The sequence below is a fragment of the Stenotrophomonas sp. PS02301 genome, from assembly GCF_029959485.1.
Taxonomy (GTDB): domain Bacteria; phylum Pseudomonadota; class Gammaproteobacteria; order Xanthomonadales; family Xanthomonadaceae; genus Stenotrophomonas; species Stenotrophomonas maltophilia_Z.
The window spans coordinates 45,980-67,126 of sequence record NZ_JASCOO010000005.1 but is presented as its reverse complement, the minus strand read 5'-3'; the positions used below and the strand labels follow the sequence as shown (position 1 = coordinate 67,126).

16 protein-coding genes and 1 riboswitch are annotated in these 21,147 nt (G+C 67.2%); of the genes, 4 read left to right on the top strand and 12 right to left on the bottom strand.

The genetic code is table 11. The features are described 5' to 3' along the window. Window positions 1–5: 5 nt before the first annotated feature. The 10 genes from thiL to glyA all read right to left on the bottom strand — a co-directional run bounded on the left by thiL (window position 6) and on the right by glyA (window position 8,100). Window positions 6–980, bottom strand: coding sequence for a thiamine-phosphate kinase (gene thiL, locus QMX81_RS02495; RefSeq protein WP_282258158.1), 975 nt, complete (start codon window positions 978–980; stop codon window positions 6–8). Window positions 981–988: 8 nt separating this feature from the next. Further along, window positions 989–1,468: a transcription antitermination factor NusB gene (gene nusB, locus QMX81_RS02490; protein WP_123728334.1), complete on the bottom strand. Its 480-nt coding sequence runs from the start codon at window positions 1,466–1,468 to the stop codon at window positions 989–991. Further along, a complete protein-coding gene (gene ribH / locus QMX81_RS02485) occupies window positions 1,465–1,932 on the bottom strand; it encodes a 6,7-dimethyl-8-ribityllumazine synthase (protein ID WP_121042680.1) in 468 nt (155 codons plus the stop codon). The genes nusB and ribH overlap by 4 nt, the downstream gene beginning before the upstream one ends. A gap of 133 nt (window positions 1,933–2,065) precedes the next feature. Continuing rightward, on the bottom strand, window positions 2,066–3,181 hold the full coding sequence (gene ribB / locus QMX81_RS02480) for a 3,4-dihydroxy-2-butanone-4-phosphate synthase (protein WP_282258150.1): 1,116 nt from the start codon (window positions 3,179–3,181) through the stop codon (window positions 2,066–2,068). Then, a complete protein-coding gene (locus QMX81_RS02475; RefSeq protein WP_282258148.1) occupies window positions 3,178–3,780 on the bottom strand; it encodes a riboflavin synthase in 603 nt (200 codons plus the stop codon). The genes ribB and QMX81_RS02475 overlap by 4 nt, the downstream gene beginning before the upstream one ends. A 75-nt stretch (window positions 3,781–3,855) precedes the next feature. Next, a riboswitch (FMN riboswitch) is annotated at window positions 3,856–4,000 on the bottom strand. 189 nt (window positions 4,001–4,189) lie between these two features. Then, a complete protein-coding gene (gene ribD / locus QMX81_RS02470; protein ID WP_282258146.1) occupies window positions 4,190–5,272 on the bottom strand; it encodes a bifunctional diaminohydroxyphosphoribosylaminopyrimidine deaminase/5-amino-6-(5-phosphoribosylamino)uracil reductase RibD in 1,083 nt (360 codons plus the stop codon). 70 nt (window positions 5,273–5,342) lie between these two features. Further along, complete coding sequence (gene nrdR, locus QMX81_RS02465; protein ID WP_019182518.1) at window positions 5,343–5,864, bottom strand: transcriptional regulator NrdR; 522 nt, start codon at window positions 5,862–5,864, stop codon at window positions 5,343–5,345. Window positions 5,865–5,971: 107 nt separating this feature from the next. Continuing rightward, on the bottom strand, window positions 5,972–6,415 hold the full coding sequence (locus QMX81_RS02460; protein ID WP_152152394.1) for a hypothetical protein: 444 nt from the start codon (window positions 6,413–6,415) through the stop codon (window positions 5,972–5,974). 4 nt (window positions 6,416–6,419) lie between these two features. Then, complete coding sequence (locus tag QMX81_RS02455; protein ID WP_282258138.1) at window positions 6,420–6,845, bottom strand: hypothetical protein; 426 nt, start codon at window positions 6,843–6,845, stop codon at window positions 6,420–6,422. Window position 6,846: 1 nt separating this feature from the next. Next, entirely contained in the window at window positions 6,847–8,100 is a 1,254-nt protein-coding gene (glyA, locus tag QMX81_RS02450) for a serine hydroxymethyltransferase (protein WP_121042670.1), read from the bottom strand. Between the two features lie 234 nt (window positions 8,101–8,334). Here glyA and QMX81_RS02445 point away from each other — a divergent pair, with 234 nt between their 5' ends. Then, entirely contained in the window at window positions 8,335–10,020 is a 1,686-nt protein-coding gene (locus tag QMX81_RS02445; RefSeq protein ID WP_282258134.1) for a ShlB/FhaC/HecB family hemolysin secretion/activation protein, read from the top strand. A 12-nt stretch (window positions 10,021–10,032) separates the two neighbouring features. After that, entirely contained in the window at window positions 10,033–16,083 is a 6,051-nt protein-coding gene (locus QMX81_RS02440) for an MBG domain-containing protein (RefSeq protein WP_282258132.1), read from the top strand. 59 nt (window positions 16,084–16,142) lie between these two features. Here QMX81_RS02440 and QMX81_RS02435 read toward each other — a convergent pair whose 3' ends face one another. Next, window positions 16,143–16,619, bottom strand: a complete 477-nt coding sequence (locus QMX81_RS02435) for an RcnB family protein (protein ID WP_282258129.1) — start codon at window positions 16,617–16,619, stop codon at window positions 16,143–16,145. Between the two features lie 236 nt (window positions 16,620–16,855). Between QMX81_RS02435 and ettA the strand changes: the two genes are divergently transcribed. Beyond that, window positions 16,856–18,520, top strand: coding sequence for an energy-dependent translational throttle protein EttA (gene ettA / locus QMX81_RS02430; protein WP_121042662.1), 1,665 nt, complete (start codon window positions 16,856–16,858; stop codon window positions 18,518–18,520). A gap of 93 nt (window positions 18,521–18,613) precedes the next feature. Then, the gene (locus tag QMX81_RS02425; protein WP_152152404.1) at window positions 18,614–19,930 is read left to right on the top strand and encodes an NCS2 family permease; all 1,317 of its coding nucleotides are present in this window, start codon (window positions 18,614–18,616) and stop codon (window positions 19,928–19,930) included. A gap of 37 nt (window positions 19,931–19,967) precedes the next feature. On the opposite strand, the gene bcsZ is transcribed toward QMX81_RS02425, so the two are convergent. Continuing rightward, window positions 19,968–21,116 (bottom strand): cellulose synthase complex periplasmic endoglucanase BcsZ, encoded by a 1,149-nt coding sequence (gene bcsZ, locus QMX81_RS02420; protein ID WP_282258120.1) that lies wholly within the window; start codon window positions 21,114–21,116, stop codon window positions 19,968–19,970. Window positions 21,117–21,147: the final 31 nt, after the last annotated feature.

Sequence of the window (21,147 nt, the reverse complement as noted above, 5' to 3'; positions counted from 1 at the left end):
GGGCGTCAGCGACGTTCGGAGAAGTGCTGGTAGCCACCGTCGGTGGCGTCGGCATCAGCGCAGTGCACGCCCTGTCCTTCCACGATCCGGCCGATCCGGGTCAGCGGCAAGCCCAGGGACGCCGACAAGGCATGGATCGCGTCACGCTGCGACGGCGCGACGGTGAAGCACAGCTCGTAGTCGTCGCCGCCACGCAGCGCGCAGTCGCGGGCACCCTCGCGCCCGAGCTGCTCGCGCAGGGCCGACGAGATCGGCAATGCATCGGCCTCCACTTCCGCGCGCACGCCGCTGCAGGCCGCGATATGGCCCAGATCAGCGAGCAGACCATCGGAGATATCCACGGCCGCATGTGCGTAGGCACGCAGGCGCAGGCCAAGCGTTACGCGCGGGATCGGACGCAGCAGGCGCTCGCGCAGCGTTTCGTCATCGCTGAGCAGCGTGGCGACCGCCACCTTCAACCGGTTCTGCTGCCACAGGCGCAGGGCACCGGCGGCATCGCCCAGCGTGCCACTGACCCAGATGTCATCCCCCAACTGGGCACGATCGCGACGCAGCGCCTGGCCGGGCGCGACCTGCCCGATCGCGGTCACCGAGAGCGACAGCGGCCCGCGCGTGGTGTCGCCGCCAACCAGCACGATGTCGTGCTCGTCGGCCAATGCGAAGAAACCATCGGCGAAGGCTTCGATCCAGTCCGCGTCGGCGTCCGGCAAGGACAGCGCCAAGGTGCACCACGCCGGACGGGCGCCCATGGCGGCGAGATCGGAGAGGTTCACCGCGAGGGTTTTCCAGCCGATCTCGTAGGCCGGGGTTTCGACCGGGAAATGCACGCCGCTGTTGAGCGTATCGGTGGTGATCACCAACTGTTCGCCCGCACGCGGCTGCAGCAGCGCGGCGTCATCGCCGATGCCGAGCACGACATCGGCGCGCGCGGTGGTGCGCGCACGGATGCGGTCGATCAGAGCAAATTCGGCAAGGGACACGGGGCGGATCAGTGACCCGATTCGACCTTGCGCCACTCCACCGCGGCCCGGTCGAGCACGCCATTGACGTAGGTGTGGCCATGCTCGGAACCGAAACGCTTGGCCGACTCGATCGCTTCGTTGATCACGACGCGGTACGGCACGTCCAGGCGGAAGCGCATCTCATAGGCGGCCACGCGCAGCGCGGCGCGTTCGATCGCATCCACTTCCTCGATCCCACGATCCAGGTACGGGTCCAGCGCCGCATCCAGATCCTTGCGGTTGTCGAGCACGCCATGCACCAGCGCTTCGAAGTAGGCCAGATCCGCGATTTCGCGGGCCTGTTCATGGGCAAACTGGGCGATCACGCTCTGCGCGTTGCCACCGGAGATCTGCCACGCATAGATCGCCTGCAGGGCACGACGACGCGCGCGCGAACGCAGCACGGGGTCGACGCCATCACGGCGGACGGGCTTACCGGAGGGCTTGCCCTGGTTTGACTTGTTCATGGCAGCTGCTCCAGAAGATTGACCATTTCCAACGCCGTCAGTGCGGCTTCCTCACCCTTGTTGCCGTGGCTGCCACCCGCGCGGGCGTCGGCATCCTCGACCCGTTCCACCGCCAGTACGCCATTGAGCACCGGCACGCCGAAATCCAGCTGCACGCGCATCAGGCCTTCGGCGCAGCGGTCGGCCACGTGTTCGTAATGGCGGGTATCGCCCCGGATCACGCAGCCCAGGGTGATGATCGCGGCATGCTGATGGGCGGCCGCCAGACGCGCGGCGACCAGCGGCAGTTCCCATGCGCCGGGCACGCGGATCACGTCGATGGCGGACTCGTCGATCCCGTTGCCGGCCAGGCTCTGCCGCGCACCGGCCACCAGCACGTCGGTGATGCGGGCGTTCCAGCGGCTGGCGAGGATGGCGAAACGGGCCTTTTCCGGAGTACGGAGGTCGCCTTCGTAATGGCTCATGTTCGGCGTGGGGTCCATTTAATAGGTGAATATTCTAGCGCATGGCTGCGTGTAGCCGGGTCGCCGCGCGTTACGGGACGGGTCGGGTGCAAAAGCCCCCTGAGTCAGGGGGCTGCCGCGAAGCGGCGCGACGTCAGCGCGCCTGCGATGACGTGTTCTCCACCGTCTCGACCACTTCCAGGCCATACCCGGCCAGGCCGATCTGGCGGCGGGGGGTGCCCAGCACGCGCAGCTTGCCCAGGCCCAGGTCGGACAGAATCTGCGCCCCGGCGCCGTTGCGGCGCCACTGGCTCACGTCCTTGTCCTTGCCCGGCACGACCGGCACCGGCTGCTGGCGCAGGCGGGCCAGCAGGCTGTTGGTGTCGCGCGGCGCCGACAGCACCACCATCACGCCGCGCTCGGCGGCGGCGATGGCGCGCAGGGCATCGGTGGAGGCCACGCCGAAATCATCGCGGCGCCAGTGCAGCAGATCAGCCAGCGGGTTTTCCACCTGCACGCGGACCAGGGTCGGCTCGGCATCCGGGGTGCCGCGGACCAGCGCGAAGTGCAGGTCGTGGGCGATCCGATCGCGGTAGGTGACCAGCGTGAAGGGGCCGAACTCGGTCTCGATCTCGCGCTCGTCGACGCGCTCGACCGTCTTCTCGGTGGCCAGACGGTACGCGATCAGGTCGGCGATGGAGCCCATCTTCAGGCCGTGCTCGCGGGCGAACACCTCCAACTCCGGGCGGCGCGCCATGCTGCCATCCGGGTTGAGGATCTCCACCAGCACGCCCGCCGGCTCCAGGCCCGCCAGCATGGCCAGATCGACGCCGGCCTCGGTATGCCCGGCGCGGGTCAGCACGCCGCCCGGCTGGGCGATCAGCGGGAAGATGTGGCCCGGCTGGTGCAGGTCGGCCGGCTTGGCATCGGGCTTCACTGCGGTGCGGATGGTGTGCGCACGGTCGTAGGCCGAGATGCCGGTGGTCACGCCTTCGGCGGCCTCGATGCTGACCGTGAAGTTGGTCTGGAACTGCGCGGTATTGGCCTGCACCATCGGGGCCAGGCCCAGGTCGGACGCACGCTCGCGGGTCAGCGGCAGGCACACCAGGCCACGGCCATGGGTGACCATGAAGTTGATGTCCGAGGGCTTGACCAGCTCGGCGGCCATGATCAGGTCGCCTTCGTTCTCACGGTCTTCGTCATCGACGATGACGACCATGCGGCCGAGGCGGATGTCCTCGAGGATCTCGGGAATGGGGGCGAAATTCATGCGCGTGCTCCTGCACCCAACAAACGTTCGACGTAACGGGCGACCAGATCGATTTCAAGATTGACCGCGCTGCCCACGGCAGTAGCGGCGAAGGCGGTGTTGGCGACGGTGTGCGGGATGAGGGCGACCTCGAAGCCCTGCGCGTCCACTTCGTTGACGGTCAGACTGACCCCGTCCACGCAGATCGAGCCTTTCTTGGCGATGTAGCGCAGCAGCGCGGCCGGCGCGGCGAAGCGCCAGCGCTGGGCACGTGCATCGTCATGCACCGACAGCACCTGGCCCAGGCCATCGACATGGCCGCTGACCAGATGGCCACCCAGGCGATCGGTCGGGCGCATCGCGCGTTCGAGATTGATGACGGCGCCGTCGGCCAGCTGCCCCAGCGTGGTCAGGCCCAGCGTCTCGGTGGAGGCGTCGGCCTGGAAGCGGGTGGCGTCATACGCGATGACGGTGAGGCAGACCCCGTTGATGGCGATGCTCTCGCCCATCTGCACGTTCTCGAACGGCAGGGTGCCCACGTCAAAGGTGAAGCGGACATCGCCGCCAAGGGTGTCGCGTGCGGCCAGACGGCCGACGCCTTCGATGATTCCAGTAAACAAGGAACGTTCTCCGCGGAAAGTGAGCGAAAAACGCCGCAAGGCATATAGGTGCACGCCGAGCACAAGGCCCGGCCGCACCGTCTTCTTTCATCCGGACTATACCGTCGGCTCCGGCATCGGACCGGATCTGCTGACCTTCCCGGGGACCGGGAAGCGCTCGCGGGCTCGTGCTTGCGCACCTACCGCCGGTGGGGAATCGCACCCCGCCCTGAAGACGTTTGTGTACCGGCGAACCGGCGCAGCTAGTGTAACAGGGCACCCTGACTGGAGGCTTTAAGTTAAATAAGTGTTAAGCTAGCCCGCTGAGTGCTGCGGCCCGTGGATATGAGGACGCACACGTCGGTTACTGATCGGGCTGCGGCGTCCGCGCCGCGCCATGATCGAACGGGTCCCGCAAGGGGCCCGTTTTTTATGGGCGCAGCACCAGGCGGAGGTCTTCACCCACCTGGCGCCTGTCCACCACGCGCATCCGGCGCTGCTGGTCCATCGCGTGGATCCCCAGGCCGGACAGCAGCGGCAGGCCATGCTCGCCGAGCAGCGTGGGCGCCTGGTACAGCAGCAGTTCGTCCACCCAGCCACCGGCCAGCAACGCACCGGCCAACGTGGCGCCGGCTTCGCTATGCACTTCGTTGATGCCGCGCTCACCGAGCAACGCCAATACCGCGCCCAGATCCAGACGACCATCATGGCTGGGCACGCTGGCGAATTCCGCATCGGCGGCATCCGGCGGGCTGACCGCGGCGTCGTGCACATAGAGGGTCGGTGCCCCACCCTCGCGCACCCGCGCACATTCCAGCGAGCGCAGCCGCGCATCGAGTACCACCCGCAACGGCGGCAGCACGTCGGTGTCGGCCAGCCGCACGGTCAACATCGGGTCATCGGCCAACACGGTCGCCGCGCCGGTGAGAATCGCACCCGCACGCGCACGCCAGTGCTGCACATCTTCCCGGGCGGCCGCACCGGTGATCCATTTGGAGCTGCCATCGGCCATCGCGGTACGGCCGTCCAGACTGGCCGCAAGCTTCACCCGCACCCAAGGGCGCCCGCGTTCGATGCGTGAGAGGAAACCGTGGTTGAGCTCGCGCGCCTGGGCGGCCATCAGCCCTTCGGCCACCGCGATACCGGCCTCGCGCAGCAGCACGAAGCCCCCCCCATCAACCTTCGGGAAAGGATCGCGCATCGCCGCCACCACGCGTGTCACCCCAGCCTCGATCAAGGCCAGTGCACACGGGGGCGTGCGTCCGTAGTGCGCGCACGGCTCCAGGGTGACGTAGGCGGTGGCGCCGCGCGCCTGTTCACCCGCCTGGCGCAGCGCGAACACTTCCGCGTGCGGGCCGCCGGTGCGCTGGTGCCAGCCCTCACCCACCACGACCTCATCGCGTGCGACCACGCAGCCGACCATCGGGTTGGGCCGCGCGGTATACGCGGCGCGCTCGGCCAAGCGCAGCGCATGCGCCATGTGCTGGTGGTCGAGAGCGGTGAAGTCAGTCATGGCGGTGAGCGTCCGGCGGCAGGCAGCCGCGATGGTAGCTCAGCCGTGGTGGCCGCGATGCGGCGCAGGCTCAGCCTTTCTTTTTCTTGGTCAGCGCGATCACATCGCCGAGCAGCTGCAGCTGTTCGGTGCTGGAGGGCAACTCCCGTTCAAGCTTCTCGATTTCCTCGCGGAAATCGGCCACGTCTTCGAAGCTGCGGTACACCGAGGCAAACCGCACGTAGCCGACATGATCGAGCTTGCGCAGCTCGTTCATCACGAACTCACCGACCTTGATCGAGGGGATTTCGCGTTCGCCGCAGATACGTGCCTGCTGCATCACCGCGCGCACCGCCAGCTCGATCTTGTCCTCGGGAACCGGGCGCTTCTGCAGCGCGCGGTCGAAACCACTGCGGACCTTGCGGGCATCGAACGCCTCCCGGCTGCCGTCGCTTTTCACGATCGCCGGCAGTTTCAGTTCGATGGTTTCCAGGGTGCTGAAGCGCTCGTTGCAGGCCTCGCACTCGCGGCGACGCCGGATCGTCGCGCCGTCTTCAGAGACGCGCGAGTCGATCACACGGGTATCGGCATGCTGGCAGAACGGACAGTACATGGAACGCCTTACATCGGGAAAACGTCATGCCGTGGTCACGGCAGCGTCGCAACGGTACCTGAGAGGGACCAGCTACAGCAAATAGCGGCCCGGAAAGGCCCGCCCGCCTACCTGGCGCGCCAACGCAGCGATAGCAGGTGCGCCGCGCAGGAGAGCAGGGGGAGGCCCGCCATCAGCAGCAGGGCGGCCGCTGGCGCGGACCCTTCGAACAGATGGTGGTGGAAGATCGACCGCACCAGACCCGCCCAGGCAATGCCGGTTGCCACGAGGGCGGCCAGCAGGCCAGCCCACCACACCGATGAGGCCGCAAGAAGTTCGCCCGAGCCGCCCTGCCACCAGCGCCGGGCAAGGCCCCACCAGATGATCAGCACCAGACTGGCGGCGACGAACCACGCGGCCGCCCACCCCGGCGCATCGCCTGGCCCACCGTATTGATGGAGCACGTCGCGCACGCACAGCCCAACCACGACAAACGCCGCCACGGCATGCGGGAGTCCAAACAACGCCATATGCAGCAGCAGACCCCACCGCTGCCTGCCCAGGGGTTTCATCCCGTCAGGCGCCTTGCGTGCGCCGCAGCCGCACCAGCATGACAGCCGGCAACATCAGCGGCGGCCCTGCCAGCAGCAGAACCAGTGCCATCGGACTCGCGGCGGCCTGCCAGAATGCCATGCCGACCACCGCCAGGGCGGCAAGGACGCCAAGGCCCAATGCAACCCACGGCCAAGGCCCGGCATCGCGCAGGCCGGTGCGTCCCTGTCGGAGATAGCGGCTGCTCAACCACAGCCAGCCCGCCACCCCGCTCAGGCCCGCACTGCCCCAGCCACCGATCAACAGGCGCGAGGCCCGGTCCAGATAGGCCGGCTCGACGAACGCGACCCAGACCCCGATGGCGGCGAAGGTGCCGCCGCCGGCCATCCCCACGATGCCGCAGATCAGGGCCAGCACGGCGTAGATACGCCGTTGCCGGCCCTCGTCCATATCAGCCGTAGACCGGGTACTTGCGGCACTGCGCGCTGACCGCGTCGCGGACGCGGGCGATCACGGCCTCATCTGCCGGGGCGTCGAGCACGTCGGCGATCCAGTTGGCCAGCTCCACGCAGTCCTGCTCCACGTAACCGCGCGTGGTGACCGCCGGCGTACCCAGGCGCAGGCCCGAGGTCACGAACGGCGAACGCGGGTCGTTCGGCACGGAATTCTTGTTGACGGTGATGTGGGCCAGGCCGAGCGCGGCTTCAGCATCCTTGCCCGAGACATCCTTGCCGATCATGTCGACCAGCATCAGGTGGTTCTGGGTACCGCCAGAGACGATCTTGTAGCCGCGCGCGATCAGCGTATCCGCCATCGCCTGGGCGTTCTTGACCACCTGCTGCTGGTAGGCCTTGAAGCCCGGCTCCAGCGCCTCCTTGAAGGCCACGGCCTTGCCGGCGATGACGTGCATCAGCGGACCGCCCTGGATGCCCGGGAACACGATGGACTGCAGCTTCTTCTGCAGTTCTTCGCTTGCCCCCTTGGCGATGATGATGCCGCCACGCGGGCCGCGCAGGGTCTTGTGGGTGGTCGAGGTGACCACGTGGGCGTGCGGCAGCGGGCTCGGGTAGACCCCGGCGGCGACCAGACCGGCCACGTGCGCCATATCCACGAACAGGTAGGCACCGACCTTGTCGGCGATGGCGCGGAAGCGCGCCCAGTCCACCACCTGCGAGTAAGCCGAGAAACCGGCGACGACCATCTTCGGCTTGTGCTCCAGGGCCAGGCGCTCGACCTCGTCATAGTCGATCAGGCCGGCTTCGTCGACACCGTACTGGACGGCGTTGAACAGCTTGCCCGAGGCATTGACCTTGGCACCGTGGGTCAGGTGGCCGCCATGGGCCAGGCTCATGCCCAGGATGGTGTCGCCCGGCTGCAGCAGCGCGAAGTACACCGCCTGGTTGGCCTGCGAACCGCTGTGCGGCTGCACGTTGGCATAGTCGGCATCGAACAGCTGCTTGAGGCGATCGATGGCCAGCTGCTCGGCGATGTCCACGTATTCGCAGCCACCGTAGTAACGCTTGCCCGGGTAGCCCTCGGCGTACTTGTTGGTCAGCTGGCTGCCCTGGGCTTCCATCACCGCCGGGCTGGTGTAGTTCTCGCTGGCAATCAGCTCGACATGGTCTTCCTGGCGCTGGGTTTCGGCGGCAATGGCCTTGGCCAGTTCGGGATCGTAGCTTTCGATGCGGACGTCGCGCGGGAACATCGGGTGGTACTCCAGGACAGGGAGGAAAGGCGTCGATTGTAGCCCGTTCCCAGGCTGGGGCTGCCCTGCTTCGGCGCCCTGGCTGCGCGCAGCCGGCCCGGTCAAAGGCGCCCTGCCCCCATTTTTTGAGACATACGCTGGATTCGGTGATGGCGGTCACGCACTTTTGACGGTTAACAGGATCAGCCCTGGTTTTTCCCGTCCTGGGGCCTATCACCGTAAGGAAACGCTCCAATGCGCTGCTCCGGCTTCTCGCCCCCCGCCCTCCGTCAGTGCTGCCTACCACGGCGGGCAGGCCTGCTCGTCCTGGCCCTGGCCGCGCCCCTCGGCCAGGTCGCCTTGGCCGCCGACACTGCGCCACCGGCCGCCACCGCAAGCGCGACCGTACTGATCGCGCGGGTCACGGTGGAGGGCGTGGGTGATCACCCCGCCAGCGGCATCAGCCCCGCCGCCGTGGAGGCCGTCGCCAACCAGGCACTGCGTGAGATCAGCCCAACGCTGCCCGCCGCGCTGGATTTCGAGCAGATCCAGCAGATCAGCGCGCGGATCACCCAGACGTATCGCGAGGCAGGGTTTCTGGTCTCGGTGGCCTATGTGCCGCCGCAGGACATCGGCGAGCGCCAGATGCTCACCCTGAATGTCCTGGAAGGCCGGGTGGGCCGGGTGCTGGTGCAGGGCAGCCAGCGCTACCGCGACGACCAGCTCAGCGCCAGCAGCCTGGGGCTGATCGGCCGTCCCCTGCGCCGCGCCGAACTGGACCGCGCCCTGCTGTATGCGCGTGACCTGCCAGGGGTGTCGGTTACCTCGGTGCTGCAGCCCGGTCAGCAAGCCGGTGAAACGGACATCGTGCTGGTCGCCCAGGACAGCGCGCATCCGTATGAAATCACCGCCGGGCTGAACAACCATGGCACCGACAGCACGGGCAAGTACCGCGCCGAACTCGGTATCAGTGCCTTCAACGCGCTTGGCGCGGCCGATGTACTGGGCGCCAGTGTCGCCTACGGGCTGGATCCGGCCGACAGCTGGCAGGGGGCGTTATCGCTGAGCATTCCCTCCTCCGCCATCGACGGTCTGAGCCTGACGGCCGGCGTGAGCCGCAGCGAGATCGAGCTCAACAACGGCCCGTTCGCGGCGCTGGAAATCCATGGCCCCACCACGGTCGGGCAAGCCGGGCTGGACTGGAAATTCGTCAACCGTACCGATCTGCTGCTGCAGGTCTCCAGCCGCTGGATCCACCAGGAATCCCGTCTTGATGGCCTCGGCATGCAGCTCTCACGTCATACGTTCGACGTGCTTGAAGCCGGCCTGTCGATGCGGCATACCGACCGCCGGTTGCGCGGCATCAACCTGGTGCAGCTGAGCACGCGCAAGTCGATCAACGACGAGTCAGCGCCGTTCGATTGGCTGTATCCCAACCACGACAGCTACTACTGGGTGACGCGACTGTCGGCGGCTCGCCTGCAGGCCCTGCCCGGCAACCAGCGCCTCTACCTGCGTGGCACTGGCCAGTTCACCGACAACGCGCTCACACCGATGGAGCAGTTCAGCATCGGCGGCCCCAACAGCGTGCGCGCCTTCCCGCTCTCGGCCGCGCTGGGCGATCGTGGCGTGCAGGCCACCTTCGAGTACCAGGTCGATGCGCCCGGCTTCGCCACCCTGCCCTCACCGTTCCAAGGCCGCAACTGGGGAGACGTGTTGTCGCTCCAGCTGTTCTACGACTGGGGCAGGACCTCGCCCGTGGCGCAGAACCGCCGGCTCGGGCTGCAGCCCCTCACGCTTGAAGGCGCGGGGCTGGGCCTGCAGCTGCGGCTGCCGCAGGGCCTGCAGTTCAACCTGACCGCTGCCACCCCGACCGGCCGCACCCAACCTGCCGATCAAGACGATATGCGCGTCTGGGCCGGCATCAGCCTGACGTTCTGAGGAACACAGACCATGAATCGTATCTATCGCCTTGTCTTCAATCGTGCGTTGGGCCGCGTCCAGGTTGCTTCGGAGCTGGCCAGTGGCAGCGTGGCCGGTTCCGGTGCTGCCCTGTCCTCGCAGCGGCAGCCGGCACTGCGCCCACTCTGGCTGCCGCTGCTGCTGGCGCTATGGGCGCCGGCCGGGCTTGCCGCGACCCTGCCCACCGGCGGCATCTGGACCACAGGGGCTGGCAACATCACCCCCTCCGGTGTCGATGCGCTCACCGTCAACCAGACATCGACCAAGGCGCTGATTGACTGGAACAGCTTCGACATCAGCAGTACCGGTACCGTGAACTTCGTGGTGCCCGGTAGCAGCGCGGTCACCGTCAACAAGATCAATTCTGGTACGCCGAGCACCATCGCCGGCCTGCTCAACGGCAACGGCCAGGTGTTCCTGATCAATCCGGCCGGGATCATGTTCAGCTCAGGATCCAGCGTCAACGTCGGCGGCCTGGTGGCCAGCACGATGGCGCTGGACGGAGGCGTGGCCAATGACGTCTACGATTTCCAGGGCAGTGCCCAGACCGGTGCGCAGATCATCAGCCTGGGCAACCTGACCGCGACCAACGGATCGATATCGCTGCTGGGCGCGGCGGTCACCAATGGCGGCAGCATCCAGGCCGCGCAGATCAACCTGATGGCGGGCAACCCGGTACGGCTGCAGCTCTACGAGCCCGGCACCGGCATCAGCGTCTACTTGGCCAGCATCAGCAATTCCCCCGCCACTGCGTTCGGCAACAGCGCCATCAACAACACCGGCACCCTGCAGGCCGGGGCGATCAACCTGCAGGCGGCGGTAGCGCCGGGCCTGCTGCCGTCCCTGATCAACCTGGGCGGCGTGGTCACCGCCAGCAGTGTCTTGGGCAACGATGGCAGCCTGGTGGTACAGGCCCACGGCGGGGGCATCGTGCAGACCGGCAACGTCAGTGCCGGTGTCACCACGCTGTACGCCGAAGGTGATGTCACCCAGAACTCCGGAACCCTGTCGGCCGGGACCCTGCAGTTTGCCGGCCCCCTGCGGAACGTGACGCTGGGGTCACCCAGCAACCGCATCGGTAACCTTGGCGGCACCGTGCAGGGCAATCTGGTGGTGGGCAACAGCATCGCGCTGGAGCAGGTCGCACCGCTCAACGTGGGCGGCACCAGCACGATCAACACCGGCGGCAATGCGATCACCCTGACCAACCCGAACAACGGGTTCGGGGGCGCGGTCAGCCTCACCTCGGGTGGCGATGCCCGCATCCGCAATACCGGTGCTCTCACACTGGGGCAGCTGGATGTAGGCAGCCTCGACGCGACCACCTCAGGCCCGGCGGTGTCCAGCGCACTCAGCTTCGGCGGCGGCAGCGTCCGTGGCGCGCTGTCGGCGACGTCGACTGGCGCCATCTTCCAGACGGGCGCGCTGCGTGTGGCAGGCGCGACAACGCTGCAGGCCAACGGCGACATCCGATTCGACAACCCCGGCAATGCCTTCGGCGGCATCGTGTCGCTGGGCGGAAACAACGCGTACATCAGCGACGCCGCGATGCTGCGCTTCGGCACGTTGAACGTCGGCGCCCTGTTTGCGAGGGCGCCGCAACTGCGGCTGTCCGGACCGGTCACCACGGCGGGCTACCAGTTCTACGGTGGCGATCTGCTGCTCGAGCGCGACACGCAGTTGACCAGTACCGTCGGCGCCGTCGACTTCGGCGGTCGCGTGGATGGCGCGTACGCACTCGGCGTCACCGGCCGCTGGTCGACATTCGCGGGCAACATCGGCGGCGCGACTGCGCTGTCGTCGTTCGATGCACGTGGTGTCCGCGACCTGACGACGATCGGTGGCAACCTCACCACCGCGGGCAACATCGCATTCGGCGTGACCGGGGTGCGCAGCGGAAACTACACGGTGCGCAGCACGGGCGGCTCGATCGCCGTGACCGGTGCCCTCGACGCGGAAACCGACGCCCGCGGCCAGCTGACACTCGCCGCCCTCAACGGGGTCTTGCTGGGCGCCGATGCCGGTGCGTCCCGTCGTCTGCAGTCGCTGGCGCTCAAGGGCGCGACGGTGTCCGCCCGCGGCATCCGCGTGGCCAATACGCTGACCGTGGACAGTGGCAGCGCGTACACCCAGCAGGGCGCCTACGACATCGGAGGCAACGCCCGCTTCGTGGCGAATGGCAACATCACCCTGGCCAATGCATCCAACCGCTTCGGCGGCGTGCTGTCGCTCGATGGCGGCGCTGCGATCGTCGATGCCGCCTCGGCGCTGACGCTTGAAGGGATCGACGTGGACAGCCTGCGCGCGACCAGCGTGGCCGGACTGACGCTGGCCGACGCGAGGGTCGCGGGTGATGCCACGCTGACCGGCAGCGCGCTTTCCCTGGGGACCTTCGACATCGACGGCGACCTGGGCGCGCATGCAGGCACCGGCGGCCTCGTGTTCGGTGCCGGCCGCGTCGGCGGCAGCCTCACCGCGGACAGCGGCGCGGCGATCGGCCAGGCCGGCGCACTCGTCGTCGCAGCGGTCGCATCCTTCGATGCCGTCGGCGCGATCGCAGTGGCACATGCCGGCAACCGCTTCGGTGGCGATGTGGGCGCGCGCGCCGGTGCAGGCGTGGTCCTGCGCAGCCAGGACACCCTGCGGGTCGTCGACCTCGCCAGCGGCGCTGGAAGCAATGTCGATCTCGCAGGCGGCACTCTGGAACTCGCCACCGCTGTCAACACGGGCATGGGGCGCTTGACCCTGCGCTCGGAGACCGGCGCATTGGCCCTGGGCCACACACTCGGCGGCGGTGCCGTGTCCCTGTATGGCGCGAACGGTCTGGTGCTCGGAGCCGATGTCTCCGCGGCCGGCGCGCTCGCGCTGTCGAGCGGCGTGGACATCGTGCAGACCGGTGGCCGCATCGATGCAGGCGGCACAACGACCCTCGATGCGGGTCGCGACATGGATCTGCGCGGCGCCGGCAACGACTTCAGTGGTCGGGTCCACATGCGCGGTCGCAACGTCGCGCTCCGCGACAGCAATACCCTGGTGCTCGGCCAGGTGGACGCGGCCAGCCTCGATGCGCAGGCGACGACGATCCACCTGGCGCCCGCCATGACCACCTCGGGTGACCAGACCTATCGGGGCAGCGTTGTGCTCGATGCCGACACCGCGCTGGACAGCGCGTCGGGCGACATTGCGTTCACCGGCACAGTCGACTCGACCGCCAGTGGCCGGCATACCCTGACCGCGCGCGCCGGCGACGGCGACATACGCTTCGGGGGCGCGGTCGGCGGCAGCCATGCGCTCGCCGGGCTGGATGCCGATGCAGCGCGGATCGTGATCGGCGGTGCGCTGACCATCGACGACGGCAACGGCGGTGGCACCCTGTCGCTCGCGAGCGACAGGGATGGCATCACCCAGTCGGCTGCGTTCCAGGTCACGGGCGACACGCGCCTGGCGACGAGCGGCGGCGCGATCACCCTGACGCGAACCGACAACGATTTCGGAGGCGAGATCGACCTCGTCGGTGCCGGCGCGGTGGCGATCACGGATCGCAATGCGCTGGCGTTCGGCGGCGTGTCTGCGTCCTCGTTGGCCGCGACCAGCCACGGTGCGCTCAACCTCGGCGCCATGACGCTTGCCGGTGCGTTGGATGCGCGCTCGAATGGGGGCGCGATCACGCAGACGGGCGTGTTGATGGTCGGCGGCGCCAGCACGCTCGCTGCAGGCATCGGCGACATCACGCTGACCCACGCTGGCAACCAGTTCGCCGGCTCAGTCGCACTTGCCGGTCGTGACATCACGATCCGCGCTGCCAACACCCTGCCGCTGGGCGCTGTCGATGCACGCAACCTGCGTGCAACGGCGGACACGATCGCCCTGCGCGGCGACGTCACCACCGACGAGGATCAGGAGTACGCCGGCGCGGTGCGGCTGGATCGTGATGTGGCGCTCGCCGCCGGTCGCAGCGTCGCGTTCGGTGGCACGGTCGACGGGACGCACGCGTTGGACATCAACGCCGGCGGGCAGGTGGGTATCGCAGGCGCGGTCGGGGGGGCTGGCGCGTTGAGTCATCTGAACATCGATGCCAACCTCACCGCGCTGGGCTCGAGCCTCCACGTTACCGGAAATCTATCGGTCGACGTGGATACCGGCGGCATTACCCAAGCCGATGCATTCCGGGTAGGCGGCGCGTCTTCGTTCAATGCCAATGGCGCGGATATCGCGTTGAAAGATGCCGGCAACCATTTCACTGGAGCAGTCGATCTGTCTGGCCGCGATATCGCTATCAACGCCGCCAACGCGCTGAGATTGGGCTCCGTCACGACGGGTGCACTGCGCGCCAGCAGCGATGGCGAGCTGCGCCTCACCGGCATGATCCGTGCCGACACAATCGACCTCGCAACAGCCGGTCGCTTCGTCAATGACGTTGGCTCTACCGCACTCGATGTCAGCGGCGGCAATGGCCAGTGGCGCATCTTCCTCGACAACCCAATGCTGAACCACCAGTTCAATGGCCTCGACAGCGGCAATACCGCACTCTGGAACACCCCGGCATTCGCAACGCCAACGGCCGGCGGCAACCGCTACCTGTTCGCTTACCAGCCTCTTTTGACCGTCACCGGTGCAAACCTGAGCAAGATCTATGGCGATACCGTCGATCTGAGCCAGGCTTACATCGTGAGCGGGGCGATGCAGGGCGTAGCCGGCGCTTATGAAGCGGATCGGATCGGCGGCGTATTGGGTGGCGCTCCGTTGATCACCTCAGCCGGCTCCACTGCGATGGCCAATGTGTCCACCACACCCTATGCGCTGTGGGTCGGAAAGGGATCACTCGACAGCTCGCAGGCCGGCTATGCACTGCGCTTCATCGATGGCACCCTGCAGGTGGATCCACGGGCACTGACGATCACCGCCAACAACGGCGGCAAGACCTATGGCCAGTCCGGTGGCCTCGACGGCTTTGGCAGCCATGGTCTGGTCAACGGCGACACCGTGTCTTCAGTAGATCTGGTATCCACCGGCATGGTGGCGACGGCCAACGTCGGCAACTACCTGATCGCCGCCAGCAACGCGGATGGCACGGGGCTGTCGAACTACGACATCACCTATGTCGACGGGATCCTGAGCATCGGCAAAGCCGGGCTGACCATCACCGCCGATAGTGGCAGCAAGACCTATGGCCAGAGCCTCGTCCTGGCCGGCTACAGCGTAGATGGCCTGCTCAATAGCGATGCCGTTTCTTCGGTCGCACTGGGCAGCAATGGCGCGTCGGCGACAGCCAACGTCGGCGGCTACGCCATCACCGTCAGCAACGCCGACGGCACCGGTCTGTCCAACTACGACATCACCTATGTCGACGGCGTCCTGAGCATCGGCAAGGCCGGATTGACCATCACCGCCAATGATGGCAGCAGGACGTATGGGCAAACCGGCGGCCTGGCCGGTTACAACGTCGATGGTCTGCTCCATGGTGATACGGTGGGCAAGGTCGATCTGGCGAGCTCCGGAGCCAGCGCTAGTGCCAACGTCGGCAACTACACCATCACCGCCAGCAACGCCGACGGCAACGGCTTGTCCAACTACGACATCACCTACGTCAACGGCGTGCTGTCCATCGGCAAGGCCGGATTGACCATCACCGCCAACGATGCCCGCAGCAACATCGGCCAGATCGCTGTACTGAATGGCCATACCGCCGAAGGGCTGCTCACCGGCGATGCCATCGACAGTGTTGTGTTGCGCATCGAGGGGGATGATGCCGGTGCGCGCCCCGGCCGCTATGCGATCCACGCCGGCGATGCGCAGGGTGCCCGCTTGGGCAACTACGACATCCGCTACCGCCCCGGTACGCTGGACATCGTCGGAGTGTGGCCAGAACAGGCACGGCAGGTGGCGCGCGAGGTCGCGGCCAATCTACCTGCGCTCGCGGTGATCCCATTGGCAGAGCCATCCACCCCGCCGCTGTACCGCCTGAGCGAAGCGGCCATCCGTCCCGTCGAGGATCGCTGCACGTCCCTGCGCGGAGGTTGCCTGCGCCAGCCGCCGGAATGATCGCCGGCGTGCGATAGCAAGAAGGCGCATCCACCGGATGCGCCTTCTTGTCATCCTGCTTACCGGTTGATCACGTAGTCCGCAATGATCCCGGTGGCGATGGCGACCAGCAGCAGGTTGCCGCGGTCGTCGCGGATCCAGTGATGGTCGCGCGGCGGGCGGCGCACCGAATAGCGGCTGTAATCGTTGACCACGTAGACCGGCCCGCCGTAGTACTCACGGTAGCGGTGGCCACGCGCCCAGCCGTAGGAGCCATACCCCGGCGCCGGGCGATAGACCACACGCGGCGGCGGCGGGCCCGGACGGTAGTAACCACGATTGTCGAAGCGATGGTCGTAACGGCGGTCGTGGCGGACCTCGCGACGGTCATGACGATCGTGCCGGTCATGGCGATCGTGGCGGTTGTCACGGCGGTCATCACGCCACTCCCGGCGGTCGTGACCGCGGCCACGATGGTCATCGGCGAAGGCCGGGGCCACGGTGCCCAAGGCCAGCAGCGAGGCAACGGCCCCGACCACAAATCGATTCATGCGCATGATTGGCCTCGCTTGGTGGATTGATGGCTCCATCATGCGCACGCCGTCTGAACGGTCTCCGGCTGGAAACGGTTTCCAATTCAAGGGCTTTGACCCCGCATTCAGGCGGCGGCAAGCCCCGGGGCTCGTGGCTCCCGGCGGCACTGATCGCTTCCGGCTATAATCGGGGCATCCTTTTCTTCCATCTGTTCCTGTTCCGTCCGGAACGGGCGCAGGGTTGCGCCTTCGGAGACCTCATGTCCTCGCAATACATCTACACCATGAACCGCGTCAGCAAGGTGGTCCCGCCCAAGCGGCAGATCATCAAGGACATCTCGCTGTCGTTCTTCCCGGGTGCCAAGATCGGCCTGCTGGGCCTGAACGGCTCCGGCAAGTCGACGGTGCTCAAGATCATGGCCGGCGTGGACACCGATTTCGAGGGCGAAGCCCGCCCGCAGGCCGGCATCAAGGTCGGCTACCTGGCCCAGGAACCGGAACTGGACCCGACCAAGACCGTGCGTGAATCGGTCGAGGAAGGCGTGGGCGAAGTGCTGCAGGCCCAGGCCCAGCTGGACGCCGTCTACCTGGCCTATGCCGAGGAAGGCGCGGACTTCGACAAGCTGGCCAAGGAGCAGGAGCGCCTGGAGGCGATCCTGGCCGCCGGCGATGCACACACCCTGGAAAACCAGCTGGACGTGGCCGCCGATGCGCTGCGCCTGCCGCCGTGGGAAGCCATCGTGGGTACCCTGTCCGGTGGTGAAAAGCGCCGTGTGGCGCTGTGCCGCCTGCTGTTGCAGAAGCCGGACATGCTGCTGCTCGATGAACCGACCAACCATCTGGACGCCGAGTCCGTGGAATGGCTGGAGCAGTTCCTGGCCCGCTACACCGGCACCGTCGTGGCCGTCACCCATGATCGCTACTTCCTGGACAACGCCGCCGAGTGGATCCTGGAACTGGATCGCGGCCGCGGCATTCCGTGGAAGGGCAACTACACCGACTGGCTGACCCAGAAGGACGACCGCCTGCGTCAGGAAGACAACCAGGAGAAGTCCCGCCAGAAGGCGATCCAGAAGGAACTGGAGTGGTCGCGCCAGAACGCCAAGGGCGGCCGCACCAAGGGCAAGGCCCGTCTGGCCCGCCTGGAAGAGCTGCAGTCGGTGGATTACCAGAAGCGCAACGAGACCAATGAAATCTTCATCCCGCCGGGCGAGCGCCTGGGCAATGCGGTGATGGAGTTCAAGAACGTCTCCAAGAAGTTCGGTGACCGCCTGCTGTTCGACAACCTCAACTTCCTGGTTCCGGGTGGCGCGATCGTCGGCATCATCGGCCCCAACGGTGCCGGTAAGTCGACCCTGTTCAAGATGATCACCGGCCAGGAAAAGCCGGATACCGGCGAGATCGTGGTCGGCCCGACCGTCAAGCTGTCCTACGTGGATCAGAGCCGCGACGCGCTGGAAGGCAACCACAACGTCTTCCAGGAAATCGCCGGCGGCCTGGACATCCTCAACATCAACGGTGTGGAGATCCAGTCGCGCGCTTACATCGGCCGCTTCAACTTCAAGGGCCAGGATCAGCAGAAGCTGGTCGGCTCGCTGTCCGGTGGTGAGCGTGGCCGCCTGCACATGGCCAAGACCCTGCTGCAGGGTGGCAACGTGCTGCTGCTCGATGAACCGTCCAACGATCTGGACATCGAAACCCTGCGTGCGCTGGAAGATGCGCTGCTGGAGTTCCCGGGCAACACCTTCGTGATTTCGCATGACCGCTGGTTCCTGGATCGCATCGCGACCCACATCCTGGCGTTCGAAGGCGATTCGCACGTGGAGTTCTTCCAGGGCAACTACCGCGAGTACGAAGAAGACAAGCGCCGCCGCATGGGCGACGACGCCGCGCCGAAGCGCCTGCGCTTCAAGGCGCTGAAATAAGAAAGGAAAAACGGCCGCGCACTGCGCGGCCGTTTGCATTCCGGTAGGTCACGACCGTTGGTCGTGACGCCTTATCGTCGCGAGATAACCACCATGTCCCTTCCCGAGCGCCTGTTCCAGCTGCAGCAGCACGGCACCTCCGTGCGCACCGAACTGCTGGCCGGCCTGACCACCTTCCTGACGATGTCCTACATCGTGTTCGTCAACCCGGACATCCTGGGCACCACCGGCATGGACCCGGGTGCGGTATTCGTCGCCACCTGCCTGGCCGCTGCACTGGGCTCGATGGTGATGGCGTTCGCCGCCAACTTCCCGGTCGGCATGGCCCCGGGCATGGGCTTGAATGCGTTTTTCGCCTTCACCGTGGTCGGTGCCGCCGGCCTGCCCTGGCAGCAGGCGTTGGCCGCCGTCTTCATCTCCGGTCTGGTGTTCCTGGTGCTGTCGCTCACCGGCGTACGCGCGTGGCTGGTGGCGGGCATCCCGCCCTCGCTGCGTGCGGCGATCGTGGCCGGCATCGGGCTGTTCCTGGCGATCATCGCGCTGCAGAAATCCGGGGTGATCATCGCCAACACCGACACGCTGGTCGCACTCGGTCCGCTCAATACGGCGCCGCCGCTGTTGGCGCTGGCCGGCTTCCTGCTGATCGCCATCCTGGAGGCGCGCAAGGTGCGTGGCGCGATCCTGATCGGGATCCTGGCCGTCACCGGTGCGGCGTGGCTGCTTGGTGATGTGCAGTTCCACGGCCTGATCTCGCTGCCACCGAGTCTGGCCCCGACCTTCCTGCAGCTGGACCTGCCCGGCCTGCTGCACCACGACGGCGGTGCGCCGATCGCAGTGTTGCTGCAGGTAGTGCTGGTGTTCGTGCTGGTGGAAGTGTTCGATGCCACCGGCACGCTGTACGGCGTGGTCGGTCGTGCGGGGCTGCTGAAACTACCGGGCGCACAGAAGCGGTTCGGCCGCGCGCTGCTGGCCGACAGCACCGCGATCGTGGCCGGCTCGCTGCTCGGGACCAGCAGCACCACCGCCTTCGCTGAAAGCGCGTCGGGCGTGCAGGCCGGTGGCCGCACCGGGTTGACTGCGTTGGTGGTGGCCGCGCTGTTCCTGGCCGCCCTGTTGTTCTCGCCGTTGGCGGCGATGGTGCCCGGCTATGCCACCGCCCCTGCCCTGCTGTTCGTGGCCGGGCTGATGCTGCGTGAGCTGGTGGATGTGGACTGGGGCGACCTGACCGAATCGGTGCCGGCCGCGCTGTGCGCGTTGGCGATGCCGTTCACCTACTCCATCGCCAATGGCCTGGCCTTCGGCTTCATCGCGTACGCGGTGCTCAAAGCCGGCACCGGGCGCTGGCGCGAGGTGCACCCGGCGGTCTGGCTGGTGGCCGGGTTGTTCGTGCTGCGTTACGCGCTGGAATGAAGGTGCGCCTACCGACCGGTAGCCGGTAGGCGGCGGATCAGGCCCAGGCCGGGCGCAGTTGGCCGTCGGCGGCGAAGCGGTAACGACCTTCGTACCAGCCCAGCGCAAACAGGCTGAGCACCTGCTCGTAATAGCGCGGCGGTGCGGCACGCTGCTGCTCCGGCGTGGGCAGGCCAGCCACCATCGCCTTTGCCCGGTCCGCTTCGCCCTGCGCCTGCAGGTACGGCACCAATGCCGCCTCGAAGCCGTAGTTGCCGGTGCCTTCGCGCGCGCCGGTGAGCGTGTTGACCTTCTCGGGTACCGGCTGGCCGTCGCGCAACACCGTCAGCGGGCCATGCAGCGCCTCCAGCACCGGGCGGAAGCTGGGATCGTTGACTGCGGTCATGCCCGCCCACAGGTAACAGCGGATCGCGTCATAACTGCCGAGCGGGCCCTTGTCCGGATCGGCGATGAAACCGCCGTCGCGCCATGCGGTCCAGTCCGGGGCGAAGCCGTGCGGTGCGGTGTCGCGCAACAGACGCATGCTGTTGCCGATCACGGTGGTCCACGGCCCGGTCGGGTCCAGTGCGGCGAACCGGCGCAGCAGCGGCAACGGTACGTAGCTGGGATTGAAGCGCCAGGTATCTTCGGTCGCAAACCCGTTCGGCCCTGGCATCAGCATCGTGCCCAGGCCCGGCACATTCACTACTTCCTGGGCCAGGATCGCGGCCAACATCGCCTCGGCGGTCTGCCGCAGTGCGGGCCGTTTCCACAACCGGGCCGCTTCGTGCAGGGTGTAGGCCAGCCACACGTCCGAGTCGCTGGCCGGGTTGTCGTCCAGCACCTTCCAGGCGCTGGCGGCGGCATCGCGCCCCCACAGCCAGGCCGGCAGGCGCTGGGCCATGCTGCCGCCGGCCAGGTTGTCCTCGGTCCAGCGCAGGATGCGGTCGAACAGCGGCTGATCGTTGTCCACCAGCGCGAAGAACAGCGCATAGGACTGGCCTTCGGAGGTCGAGCGCTGGTCGGCGTTGTTGTGGTCGACCATGCGGCCGTCCGGGGTCACGCTGGAGGCGCGCATCACCTGCCACGCCGTCCATGGGCCGGGGCCACGCGCTGGACCGTTGGCCGAACAGGCCAACAACGGGGTCACGGCCAGCGCCTGCAGCAGGCGGCGGCGCATCGGGTGGAACGATGGGGAATCAGTCACGGGACATCAGCCTCTTCGCAGCAGGAACCAG